At 71.3% G+C, this 12,935-nt stretch carries 7 protein-coding genes; 5 read left to right on the top strand and 2 right to left on the bottom strand.

The window, feature by feature from the left end; all coding sequences use genetic code 11:
- Positions 1 to 75 precede the first annotated feature (75 nt).
- Positions 76 to 693 carry a GTP-binding protein gene (locus AC0VYL_RS05805; RefSeq protein WP_475460045.1) on the bottom strand — a complete coding sequence of 206 codons (618 nt, stop codon included), beginning with the start codon at positions 691 to 693 and terminating at the stop codon, positions 76 to 78.
- Positions 694 to 1,840: 1,147 nt separating this feature from the next.
- Here AC0VYL_RS05805 and hisS point away from each other — a divergent pair.
- From hisS to AC0VYL_RS05785, 4 genes are all read left to right on the top strand, one after another.
- A complete protein-coding gene (gene hisS, locus AC0VYL_RS05800) occupies positions 1,841 to 3,154 on the top strand; it encodes a histidine--tRNA ligase (RefSeq protein ID WP_475482523.1) in 1,314 nt (437 codons plus the stop codon).
- A 150-nt stretch (positions 3,155 to 3,304) separates the two neighbouring features.
- The gene (locus AC0VYL_RS05795; protein WP_475460040.1) at positions 3,305 to 5,755 is read left to right on the top strand and encodes an ATP-binding protein; all 2,451 of its coding nucleotides are present in this window, start codon (positions 3,305 to 3,307) and stop codon (positions 5,753 to 5,755) included.
- Between the two features lie 167 nt (positions 5,756 to 5,922).
- Positions 5,923 to 8,439: a LuxR C-terminal-related transcriptional regulator gene (locus tag AC0VYL_RS05790; protein WP_475482522.1), complete on the top strand. Its 2,517-nt coding sequence runs from the start codon at positions 5,923 to 5,925 to the stop codon at positions 8,437 to 8,439.
- A 413-nt stretch (positions 8,440 to 8,852) separates the two neighbouring features.
- The gene (locus AC0VYL_RS05785) at positions 8,853 to 9,701 is read left to right on the top strand and encodes an AMP-binding protein (protein ID WP_475460038.1); all 849 of its coding nucleotides are present in this window, start codon (positions 8,853 to 8,855) and stop codon (positions 9,699 to 9,701) included.
- Between the two features lie 338 nt (positions 9,702 to 10,039).
- On the opposite strand, the gene AC0VYL_RS05780 is transcribed toward AC0VYL_RS05785, so the two are convergent.
- Positions 10,040 to 10,576 (bottom strand): ATP-binding protein, encoded by a 537-nt coding sequence (locus AC0VYL_RS05780; protein WP_475460035.1) that lies wholly within the window; start codon positions 10,574 to 10,576, stop codon positions 10,040 to 10,042.
- A 718-nt stretch (positions 10,577 to 11,294) separates the two neighbouring features.
- Here AC0VYL_RS05780 and AC0VYL_RS05775 point away from each other — a divergent pair.
- Complete coding sequence (locus AC0VYL_RS05775) at positions 11,295 to 12,899, top strand: ABC transporter substrate-binding protein (protein ID WP_475482521.1); 1,605 nt, start codon at positions 11,295 to 11,297, stop codon at positions 12,897 to 12,899.
- The last annotated feature ends 36 nt before the right edge of the window (positions 12,900 to 12,935 follow it).

Genomic DNA, 12,935 nt, shown 5'->3' with positions numbered 1-12,935 from the left:
GTACCCGCTTGTCGGCTCCAACGGGGACAGAACACCCTGGACCAGGGACTCGGCGGGAACCCCGGCGCGGCCCGGTCAGTTCACGAGCTGGCGCTGGTTGCGCTGACGCGCCTCCAACGCCATGCCGTGCTTGACGAGGGTGACCAGAACCTTCACCACGGACCTGCGGTCGCGCGCGTCGCAGTAGACCACCGGCACGTCCGGGGTCAGGTCCAGGGCGTCACGCAGCTCGTCGGCGCTGTAGGCGGCCTCGGGGTCGAACTCGTTGACCGCCACCACGAAGGGCAGCCGGTACTGCCGCTCGAAGTAGTCGAGGGCCTGGAAGGTGTCCTCCAGGCGCCGCGTGTCCGCGAGGATCACCGCGCCCAGGGCGCCGCGGACGAGGTCGTCCCACATGAACCAGAAGCGCTGCTGGCCGGGGGTACCGAACAGGAACAGGGTGAGGTCGGTGTCCAGGGAGATACGGCCGAAGTCCATGGCCACCGTGGTGCTCGTCTTGTCCGGGGTGTGCGAGAGGTCGTCCACACCCGCGCTGGCCGCGGTCACGGCGGCCTCGGTGCGGACCGGGGGGATCTCCGAGACAGCCCCGACGAACGTGGTCTTGCCGACACCGAAGCCACCGGCGATGATGATCTTGGTGGACAGCTCGGTGGGGGCCTGGACGTTGTTCGTACTGTTAGCTGAGTGGATCACTGTTAGTCCTAGCGAGAATGCCGGGCCTGCGCGGACGGACGGGCGCACACGACCCGGGCTGGAGGGGCGCGGCGCTCCCGGTTCCGAACCTTCACGGGAACCACCGCAACTGGAACCTAACACCGGACGACACTGGAATCCGGGGTTTCGACACAGTGGGGGAAGACGTCACATCCCCGACCAGTGGGTCCAGACGGGTCGAAACACTCCAGAAGAGCCCCCAAGGCCCGATGTCCACCTCGTGGCGTGGAGTCCGTCCTGTCCGACGGACCGTAGTCAGACAAGCACACTCCTGTACCCTCGCACGTCGACTTTACGACATTGAGAGCGGCCATTTTCGGCCGCTTTCGGCCGCGCCAATCCCTGTCCGGCGTCCGCCCCGCCATCTACGGTGGAAAGCAGGGCACCCGCCTGAGCGCGGTCACAACGGACTCCTGGCACGAGGACGCGACCACCACGGGAGCCTGGCGGCGCCCCGGGGCGCACGACCACCACCGACGCCTCGCTCTTCGACGTCGGACCGGCCGTACACCCCACCGAAGGGCGCCCCACAGCCCCACCGGCCCACAACCGTCCACGTGGGCCGGTGGGTCGTGTTTCTTTGGGGGCTGTACCACTTTGGGCCTCCGCTTCTGTGTTTTCTTTGGGCCTCCGCTTCGCTTCGGCCCCGGGGTCCGGCGCCTTTGCAGAGGGATTCTTCATCCTCGTCCACGCCTGGCTCGTTCCTCGCTGGCGGCTTGACTCCTCTTGCAGAACCCTCTCCGGCCCCGAACGGGCACCCCCTCGTGGCTTGGGCGAACAGGCGGGACTCACACCCGTGGCTGAGGTGAGCGCACGCCTCTTGCTATGGCTGAGATCACCGGGGCGCAGGGCTCGTCATCGTGGCTGGGGTGGATGGGTCGCTTGGCCTCTGGGGCCGGGGCGCAGGGCTCGCAGCCGTGGCCGAGGCGGCCGGTCGGCACTCCGGCGGTGGCCGAGGGGAACATCCCGATCTCGACCTGTGGCTGGGTTTCGGGGTGGGCCCTGGGGTGCGGCTCGGGTGCGTAGGATGGACCGGCACCCTCCCCGAGCGGCGTCGGCCGTGGTCCGGGTCGAGGGGCACCTTCCCGAACAGGCCGAACACTCCCAAGGGAGCCGAGAACCCCACATGTCCGATCAGCGCGTCGTCCGCCCCACTCCCATCAGCGGTTTCCCCGAGTGGACCCCACAGGTCCGGGCCGTGGAGCAGCGTTGGCTGGACCATATCCGCGCCGGGTTCGAGTCCTTCGGCTTCGCGTCCATCGAGACTCCGTCCGTGGAGAACCTGGACGTGCTGATGGCCAAGGGCGAGACCTCCCAGGAGGTCTACACCCTGCACCGGTTGCAGGCCGACGCCAAGGACGACTCCGACGCCAAGCTCGGCCTGCACTTCGACCTGACCGTGCCCTTCGCGCGGTACGTCGCCCAGCACTTCAACGAGCTGACCTTCCCGTTCAAGCGCTACCAGACGCAGCGCGTGTGGCGCGGTGAACGCCCGCAGGAGGGCCGCTACCGCGAGTTCACCCAGTGCGACATCGACGTCATCAACGTGGACTCGGTGCCGCTGCACTTCGACGCCGAACTGCCCCGCATCGTGCACCGGGTGCTCAGCGGGCTGGACATCCCGGCGTGGACGCTCAACGTGAACAACCGCAAGGTGCTCCAGGGCTTCTACGAGGGGCTCGGCGTCAAGGACCCGATCGCGGTGATCCGCGCCGTCGACAAGCTCCACAAGATCGGTGACGAGGGCGTCCGCGAGATCCTGGAGGGCGAGGGGCTCACCGCCGAGCAGATCGACCCCTGCCTGGCGCTGGCGCGCATCAAGGGCTCCGGTGTCATCGAGGAGGTCCGGGCGCTCGGGGTGGTCTCCGAACTGCTGGAGGAGGGGCTGGAGGAGCTCGCCTTCGTCCTGGACGACCTGGCCGACCTGCCCGAGGGCAGCGTCGTGGCGGACCTGTCCATCGCGCGCGGCCTGGACTACTACACGGGCACCGTGTACGAGGCCTCCTTCGACGACGACCCCGGTTACGGCAGCATCTGCGCCGGCGGCCGGTACGAGAACCTCGCCGGGCAGTTCATCCGCAAGCGGCTGCCGGGCGTGGGCATCTCCATCGGCCTGACCCGCATCTTCGCCAAGCTGGTGGCGGAGGGCCGGATCGAGGGCGGCCGGGTCTGCCCCACCGACGTGATGGTCGTGGTGCCGAGCGCCGAGCGGCGGGCCGACGCGCTGCGCACCGGTGAGCTGCTGCGGGAGCGCGGGTTCAACACCGAGGTGTTCCACTCGACCGCCAAGGTCGGCAAGCAGATCCAGTACGCCTCGAAGAAGGGCATCCCCTTCGTGTGGTTCCCGCCCTTCGAGGAGGGCGGCGAGCACGAGGTGAAGGACATGGCCAAGGGTGAGCAGGGTGCGGCCGACCCGACCGTGTGGTCCCCCGCCACTTAGCAGGTTCTGGTCCGGCACGGGCGGTTTTCGACCTCCCGTGCCGGAACCGGCCATTCGCGAGACAGCCTCGGGGCCCTGGTGCCAGACTGGGACAGGCTGTTCTCCGTGCCGTACCTCAGGCACGGGCCGATTGTCCTAGTAATCGAGGCCATGTCTCCTCCTCGCCACAACCTGCCCCTGTCCGCCGGGGAGTTCATCCAGTTCGTCGGACGTGAACGCGACATCGTCGACCTGAGCCGCCTCATGGGCACGGCCAGGATGATCACGCTCACCGGCACCGGCGGCATCGGCAAGACGCGACTCGCGCTCCACCTCGCCGAGCGTGTCCTGCGCCGGTTCCCGGACGGTGTGCGGTTCATCGACCTGAGCGAGGCCACCACCCGCGAGCAGGCGCTGCGCGCGGTCGCCGCGGGCCTCCAGGCGGTCACCGCCGACTCGACGACGCTCATGGACAGCGTCATCACCGCGTTGCGCACCCAGCACCTGTTGTTGCTGCTGGACACCTGCGAGCACGCCGTGGAGCCGATGGCGGAGCTCTGCGAGGCCGTGCTGCGCGACTGTCCCCGGGTCCGCGTCCTGGTGACCAGCCGCCAGCCGCTGCACGTTCCCGAGGAGAACATCTGGCGGGTGCCGCCGCTCTCGCTGCCCGCGCGGCCCACCCCCACCGACCCCTACGCGGCGGTCCCGGCGCCGATCCCCCGTCGGGACGCGCAACGGTACGAGTCGGTGCGCCTCTTCCTCACCCGGGCGCACGCGGCGCGCTCCGGATTCGAGATGACCCGGGAGAACTCGGGCTACGTGGCGGAGATCTGCCGCATGCTCGACGGCATGCCGCTGGCGATCGAGCTGGCGGCCGCCCGGGTCCGGGTGCTGTCGGTCCAGCAGATCCTGCGCCGTCTGGACGACCGCTTCCAGCTCCTGACCAGTGACGGCACCGGCCACCTCCCGGCACGCCAGCGGACCCTGCGGGCCGTGCTGGAGTGGAGCCACGACATGCTCAGCGACACCGAGCGGCTCCTGCTGCACCGGTTGTCGCTGTTCTCCACCTGGTACCTGGAGGTCGCGGAGGACGTCTGCTCGGGCGAGGGCGTGGACTCCACGGACGTGCTCTCCCTGCACTTCTCCCTGCTGGACAAGTCCCTGGTGGTGATGGACTCCGAGATCGACGGGACCGCCCACTACCGGCTGACCGAGACGGTGCGGGCCTACGCCGCCGAGCACCTGGGCGCCGACGGGGACCTGCGCTGGGGCCGGTACCTGCGGTTCACCGTGGACCGGCTGGAGGAGGCGGCCAAGAGCTCCGCCACCTCGCAGACCTGGGAGGAGTGGCTCGGGCGGCTGCGCATGTACGACCACCACCGGGAGAACCACGCCCGCGTGGTGGAGTGGGCGCTGTCCCGGGGACGCGTGGACGAGGCCCTGCGGGTGTGCGTGGCGCTGCGGGCCTACTGGCTGATGCGGGACCTGTCCGCGGAGGGCAGCAGGCTCCTGGAGCGGGTGCTGGCGCACCAGCCCGACGACCAGGAGCCCGCGCTGCGCGCCCGTGCCCTGGCCCTGCACGCGGAGCTGCGCCTGGACGTGGACCCCGCGCCCAGGGTGGACACCCTGGCCTCCTGTGCGCTGGAGTCCGCCCGGGCCTGCCGCGAGCCGATCGCGGCCGCCTCGGCCCTGGCCACCCTGGCGACGCTCTCCCTGCACGCGGGCGCCCTGGAGGACGGTGAGCGGCAGGCCGCGCGGGCACTCGACTGGGCGGGCCAGTCCGGGGACCCGATGACCGAGGCCAGCACCCGGGGCGTCCTGGCCGAGCTGGCCCAGCGCCGGGGCGCCACCGAGGAGGCCGTCGCACACCTGGAGGTGAGCGCCGCCGCCTCGCGGGAACTGGGCGACCGCTGGCGCGAGGCACGCGCCCTGTACGGGCTGGGCACCATCGCGGCCGAGGCCGGTGACCACGAGCGGGCGCGCGAGCTGTTCTCCGAGGCCCTGGAGGTCTTCGTCGAGCTTCCCTCCGCGCCCTTCGCGGTGCGGTGCGCGGCCGACCTGGGCCGCCTGCACCTGGCGGCACGGGACACCCTCGCCGCGCGGGAGCCGCTGAGCCGGTGCCTGCGGGTGAGTTTCACCTCCGGTCGCAGGATCGCGGTGGCCCAGGCCCTGGAGGCCCTGGCCGAACTGGCGCTGGCCGAGGAGGAGCCCACGCGGGCGGCGGCCCTGGCGGGGGTGGCGGCCGACCTGAGGACCGCCCTGGACCGCCCGTCCGCCGAGACCGTCCGGCTCCGGTCCGCGGTGGAACGGCGGGTGGGCGCGGGCCGGGCCTCCGAGGCCTGGAACGCCTGGCGTTCCCTCCCCCTGGAGCAGGTGCGGGACCGGGCCCTGGCCTTTCCCCGTCCGCCCACGTCCCGGCTGACCGGCCCGGACTCGCTCACGCCCCGGGAGCGGGAGATCGCCACACTGGCCGAGAGGGGACTGTCCAACCGGGAGATCGCGACCCGGCTCACCATCAGCCAGGCGACCGCGGCACGCCATATCGCGAACATCTTCAGAAAACTTTCGATTTCCTCAAGGACGCAGTTGACCGGCTGGGCCTCACCGAGGGAGACCGGCTGAACCAGGGGTGTTCGTGCCGAAGCACTTGCACAGTGCGCGTGCACCCGCTAAACCAGAAAGCCCAAGCCCCTTCGCCCACCTCGATGACGTCCGCGCCCATCCCCCCTCGTATCCTCCGTGGTGAGAACAACCCCCAACAGCCCCTACTTGTGAAGGCCATGGCACCTTTGACCGCGCCAGCGCGGCACAATCTCCCCCTGCCGGGCACCAGCTTCGTGGGCCGGGAGCGAGATCTGAGCGATCTGCTCCGCCTGCTCGGCTCCAGCAGATCCGTCACGCTCTGCGGCGCCGACGGCATCGGCAAGACACGGCTGGCCCTGCGTGTGGCCGAGCAGTCCACCGTGTCGTTCCCGGACGGGGTGTGGATCGCCGATCTCACCGACGTACGCACCCCCTTGGAGGTGCACGCCCGCATCGCCCAGGCGGTGGGGGTGGTCGAGGAACCCGGCCTGCCCCTCGGGGTGACCGTGACCGAGGCGCTGCGGGACCGCAGACTCCTGCTGGTGCTGGACTCCTGTGAGCACATCGCGGACGAGGTGACCGAGGTCGGGGAGACCCTGCTCGCGGAGTGCCCCGCCGTGTCGGTCCTGCTCACCAGCGAGGTGCCGGTGCGGCTGGCCGGGGGGACGGTGTGGCGGGTGCCCGCCATGGCCCTGCCGGTGGCCCCGCGCAACGCCCCTCCCCCGGACCCCGCCGACGCGGAGTCGGTGCGGCTGTTCATGGACCGCGCCCGTGCGCGCGACCCCCGTTTCACCGCCTCGGGCCCCGAACTGGATGCCGTGGCGACCCTGTGCGACCTGAGCGGCGGGGTGCCGCTGGGGATCGAGGTGCTGGGCGCCCGGGCCCCCGAGGAGGGCATCGCCGCGCTCACCGCGGGGCTCCGCGCCCACCTGGCCTCCCCGGTGTTCCAACCGGGCCCCGGGCAGGCCGTCTCGCGCAGCGAGGTGCTGCCGCTGGTGCTGGACTTCGTCTACCGGGGGCTGCCCGAGCCCGAACGCGTGCTGCTGCGCCGCCTCTCGGTGTTCCGGGGCTGGGACCTGGAACTGGCCGAGCAGGTGTGCGCGGACGAGTCCGTGCCCGAGCCGACCATCCTCGATCTGCTCACGTCGTTGCTCGACCGCTCCCTGATCACGGTGACCGGTGAGTTCGAGGGCCGCGTGCGCTACCGGCTGCCCGAGGCGGTGCGCCGGTTCGCGCAGGAGCGGCTGGTGGCCTCGGGCGAGTCCGAGGTGTTCCAGGAACGCCTGCTCGCGCGCATGCTGCGCCTGGCGGAGGACCTGGGTCGGCGGCTGGAGTCGAGCCGGTCCATGCCGTGGTCCGAGCGGGATGCCGGTCGCCAACGGGTGATCGCCGAGTACGACACGCTCCGGTCCCTGCTGCGCTGGTCCCTCCAGAAGGGCGCGGCCGAACCGGGGCTGCGGCTCTGCGTGAGCCTGGTGGCCCACTGGGTGAGCCACAACAACTACTCCGAGGGCGCGCACTGGATGGACCGCCTGCTGGCGCTGGAGGAGACCGCCAAGGCGCCCTCACGGGCGCGGGCGCTGGTCGGCCGGGCCCAGTTGGCACGTGTGCGCAGGGACCACGCGCTGGCCCTGGAGGCGGGTGAGGAGGGGCTTCGGCTGTGCCGCGAGGCCGGTGACGACGTGTTCGTCCGCACCTGCCTGAGCCTGCTCGCCCTGGTGGAGGTGCGGGAGCGCAACCTCGACCGCGCCTCGGTCCGGGTCGAGGAGGCCCTGCGCCTGTGCCGGGAGGCCGGGGACCTGTGGGGCGAGGCGATCGCCCTCGGGTGCCGGGCGGCCCTGGTCGCCCAGCAGGGCGACTACCCCACCGCCGACCAGCACTACAACGCCGCGCTCACCCTGCTGCGGGGGATCGACCACCGCTGGGGGGTGGGGGTGACCCTGATCAACCAGGCCCGCGCGGCGGAGTTCAACGACGACCTGATCACCGCCGACCGCTGTTACCGGGAGGCCCTGGACACCCAGCGGCTGATCGGCGCGGTCTCCGAGGAGGCGCGCTGCCTGGCCGGGATCGGCCGGGTCGCGCACGCCCAGGGCCACACCAGCCAGGCCTACGACTACCTGAGCGAGGGGCTGCTGCTCAGCCACGCCAGCGGTCAACGGGCCGAGGCGGCCCGGAGTCTGGTGGCGCTGGCCAGGGTGGCCTTCGGCTCCGGACTGCGCGAGCCCGCCTGCCGTCTGGCCGGGGCTGCCACGGCGCTGCGCTCCCGGGTCGGGCTGCCCGTGCGGGAGGCCCCGTGGCCGTTCGAGGACGAGGAGCGGGGGCGCCGACGCCGTCGCCAGATGGTGGTCTGGTGGGAGCAGGGGCACGCCCTGGGCCAGTCCGAGGCGGTGCGTGAGGCGGAGCGGCTGGCGGAGGAGGGCCGTTACCCGGCCCCCCGGCCCGCGCGCCGGAAACGTCCGGGGGACGCGGCGGCGTCCGCTCCGAAGCCCGTGCCGGTCCCGCCCTCACCGGAGACGGCCAGCCCCGGGAAGCTGCTGACCCGGCGGGAGCTGGAGATCGCCCAGTTGGTGAGCACCGGCAAGAGCAACCCCGAGATCGCCCGGACCCTGTTCATCACGTCCTCGACGGCGGCCCGGCACGTGGCCAACATCAATCGGAAGATGGGCTTCAACTCGCGCACGCAGATCAGCGCGTGGATCAAGCGGCACCGTACGGGCTGACCGGGCCGCGAGCACCCCGCGCGGACGGGTCGGCCGGTTCCCGCGCGGGTTGTGTAGTTCTCGCCCGACCACGAATCTACATATGCATCTGCATGGCCAGATGCATGTGCATATTGCCATGAACGCGCTAGGCTCAAAGCCATGGGACTTCGGGCTCCCGGCACCGTGCGAACGGTGTTCGGCCAGTCCCAGAAACGGCCGTCGGACCCCGGGCCGAACCCCCGGGGATCGTCGCGCCGTCGGTACCGGGAGGGTTCCCGGGACCGGTGGGCAACCGTGCTGGCGCGAGGGGAAACCTGGGGAGGTCCCTCGCGGCGAACGTCCGGCGCGGCGCTTCCGGGCTCGCCACGTGGAGGGGGCGTGACGAGCCCGGGCAGCGGGCCCACACGGAGACCGTTCGAGTGGGGGAACGCATGGGGGTAGGGCTGACTTCAGGAACCGGACGACCCGGCCGTCATCTGCCGCGTAGGGACGACCCGATCGGATCGCTCACCGGTGGGCTGTGTGAGCGGCTGCGTCTGCGGACCGCGCGCGGCGGGACGATTCGCGGCGCCTCCGGACGGATGGACGCGCTGACCTTCGCGGCCACCGTCGAGCAGGCGGCCGCGGGGCTGAGCCGTCGCGGCATGTGTCTCGGGGACGTGGTCGGTGTGCTGGCCCCCGTCTCACCCGACCGCTTCCTCGCCTCCTACACGGTCATGGCCGTGGGGGGCCGGGCACTGACGGTCACACCCGAATCCGACCTGCGCACCCAGTGCCGGGCACTGGCCGAGACCGACGCCCGGCTGCTGATGGTGAGCGAGGACCTGGCCGAGCGGGGGCTGGAACTGGCCGAGCGCTCCCGGGTCCGGCAGGTCATCACCTTCGGCAGCGCGCTGGGCACCACCCCGTTCCGGGAGCTGCTGCTGCCGAGCCCGGACGGGAACGTGTACAGCCCGGCACGGGGCCTCTTCGACAACGGCCACCTGGGTTACGAGCCCGCCGGGGACGACATCCTCACCACGCTGCACACCCACCACGACCTGCTGGCCCGCTTCGCGGAGCTGCGGGGCGAGCTGGCGCTGACCGCCGACGACGTCGTCGCGGTGGGCGAGGCCGGGGACGAGGCGACCAGGCTGGCCCTGGTGGCGCTGGCCCTGTGGACCGGGTCGTGCGTGGTCGCGGGTGAGGACTGCCCGCCTCCGGAGGGGCGGCGGATGACGGTCACCTGCGACCCCGTCCCCACGCGCATCGCCTACCCGCAGTCCGACGTCGCCAGCTAGGCCGGGTCGGTCGGCGCGGCCGGGCCCGCGTCGTGCGGCTCCGCTGACGGCGTCGGCACCGTCGGGACCGCGGGGCGGGCCCGCTCGCGGCCGCGCCGTGCCTTCGTGGGTCACGCGGGGGCGGTCTCGCCCGTCGTCTTCGGGGGGTCGGTGTCAGCGCCGGAGGCGCCCGCCGGGGCTCCGTCCGCCGAGGGGTGGGAACGCCGCGCCAGTGCCGTCCGACCCACGCCTGGGGAGACGTACGTCCCTGAGCGCGCCCCGGGCGGGCGTGGAGCGCGTACTGAAGGGTGGGGCGGCCCGGAGGCTCCGAGGCCCGTATCCGCCCCCTGAGGGGTCTCTCAGGCGGTCTCGACGACCGCGTTCCCGTCCGCCTCGTCGTCGATCTCGAACCAGGTCACGTGGGTGGCCTCGCTCCAGTACTCTCCGCTGCGCGTGGCGCAGCTGTCGACGATGAACTTGCCGCGTCCGAAGTCGTCGCCGTCCTCGCGGGTGTGTCCGCTGTCGGTGTCCACCGGGTCGCGCTCACCCTGGTCCGCCACGGCCACCCGGAGCCTGTTCGCGTCGGAGCGGATGAACAGCGTCATCACGCCCCCGCTCTGACCCGAGCGCGAGTGCAGCAGGGCGTTGGTCGCCAGCTCGCTCACGGCCAGTTCCGCGTCGTCCAGGGCCCCGTCGCCGTGCCCGTTCCTGGTGAGGAACTCACGGACCCGCGCGCGGATGGACCGCACCGCGGTCAGGTTTCCCGCGCAGCTCCACACGGTGTGGTCGGTGACCCCACCCGTGAGGTCCCCGACGTCGATCCTCGGTGCGGTCGACGTCACGGCGTCTGGGGCCTCCGCGGGCACGTAGTCCCGGAGTTGCCTCGCCTCAGCCATCCGGTCACTCCAATCACCCGCGACGGGCGCGCGGGTTGCGCCGCCTGCACTCACCTTAGACAAGGGTGTGCCGGGTCCAGAACAGCACACCTGGGTTCCTCTCGCCGGGGATTGGTCACAAAACCTCGTCCCGTGTCCTCCCCGATGTGGACAAAGGAAACAGCTCGGCCCCCAGGACCGGCCATGTGACGTGCAACACCCGGGCAATGCCTGGCCGCATCCGGCCGCGCCCGGCGCGCGCACTCCCCCGCATCGGTGGGCGCGACGCCCCCGGGATCCCGTTCACGCCACTCCAAGAGAGTCACCCTATGTGATCGAGCGCCTGGCAAAGACGGAAAACAAGCGACTAAACGCCACGTTTTCACTACTCACAGGCAACGATGAGGACACAACAGGGGACGCCGAAAACGCGCTCGGGGCATCTACCACGGCGCGGACGGTGCTCGCGAACGGACACGCCGGGCGCCCTCCGGTCCGGCCTGAAACCCCCAGGCCACAGCAGGTGTCACCAATCCCTCAATCACCATCCCGGACACGCCGTAAGAAATCCCAGAGGTGCGCCCGGCACCGCCCCGACCTCGTTTGACGCTTCCTGTAGTGCGAACAAGTATCGATTGGGGCCGATCCCGACAATCCCTACCGGGGGCACCCCCAAGCCACCGTCTGTCACCAGGGTCCCGGCCTCTCCGAAGTTCCCGTCCCCACACGAGGTGTCCCCGTGCCAGCCCAGTCCGAAGACCCCACCACCGCCCTGAACCACCTCACCTCCCGCCGCAGCCTCCTCAAGGTCGGCGCCGCGGGTGCGGCCGTCGCCCCGGTCCTGGCCGCGTGCGGCGGCGGAGGCTCCGGCTCCGGTGGTTCCGGCGACGGCGAGCCCCAGTCCGGCGGCCGCCTGAAGGTGGGTGTCGCCGGTGGCGGCGCCAGCGACACCCTGGACGCGCACGACCCCACCGACAACGTCGACATCGCGCGCAACCACGCCCTGTACGCCGCGCTGATGCGCTTCGGCAACGACGGCACCATCGAGCCCTACCTGGCGGAGTCGCTGGAGCCCAACGAGGACGGCACCGAGTGGACGCTGGTCCTCAAGGAGGGCCTGACCTTCCACGACGGCACCCCGGTCACGACCGAGGCGGTCGTGTACTCCCTCCAGCGCATCCTCGACCCCGACAACCCCATGCGCGGCGCGGGTGACATGCCCGGCGTCGACCCGGAGAAGCTCGAGGTCGTCAGCGACCTGGAGATGACGATCCCGGTCGACGAGCCGCTGGTCACCCTCCCCGAGGCGCTGGCCGAGTACTACAACTGCGTCGTCCCGGTGGACTACGACCCGGAGAACCCGGTCGGCGCCGGGCCCTTCAAGTTCTCCGAGTTCAAGGTCGGGGAGTACAGCGTCTTCGAGCGCCACGAGGGCTTCCACATCGACGGCCTGCCCTACGTGGACGAGCTGGAGATCGTGAACTTCCCCGAGGACGACGCCCGCGTCAACGCGCTCAACAGCGGCAACGTCCAGGTCATCAGCCAGGTCCCGCACGTCCAGGTCGCCATCATGGAGGGCGACCCCGACGTGAACATCCTGGAGTCCGAGACCGGCATGTGGCTGCCCTTCACGATGAACGTGGAGGAGGCCCCCTTCGACGACGTCCGCGTCCGCCAGGCCTTCCGCCTCATCGTCGACCGCCAGGAGATGATCGACCAGGCGCTGGCCGGGTACGGACAGCTCGGGAACGACATGTACGCGCGGATGGACCCGTCCTACCCCGAGGACGTCCCCCAGCGCGAGCAGGACATCGCGGAGGCGAAGCGCCTGCTCGCGGAGGCCGGTCACGAGGACGGCCTGGAGGTCGAGCTGGTCACCTCCGACATCAGCGCCGGTGTGGTCGCCGCCGCCGAGGTCTTCCAGGAGCAGGCCCGTGAGGCCGGGGTCACCGTGAACCTGCGCCGGGTCAACCCCAGCGACTACTGGAACCCGGAGGAGGGCTTCCCGTACGCCTTCGGCCAGGACTTCTGGAGCGCCCGGAACTACATCACCCAGACCGCCCAGGGCTCGGTCGTGGGCGCCCCCTACAACGAGACCATGTGGGGCGAGCACGAGGAGTGGCTGGAGCACCTGGAGGAGGCGCGTCAGACCGCCGACGAGGACGCGCGCCACGAGCTCATCCGCAAGGCCCAGGAGATCGAGCACGAGGAGGGCGGCTACATCGTGTGGGGCTTCGTGAACCTGCTCGACGCCTACCACTCCTCGGTGCACGGTCTGGAGCCGGCGGTCTCCGGTCACCCGCTGGGTTCCTACGCCTTCCACACGATGTGGCTGGAGCAGTAGCGGACATCCGGTTCCCGCACCTCCAGACCGCTACCG

The organism is Nocardiopsis sp. iso_238, from assembly GCF_056173325.1.
This window is presented reverse-complemented; position numbering and strand designations above follow the sequence as displayed.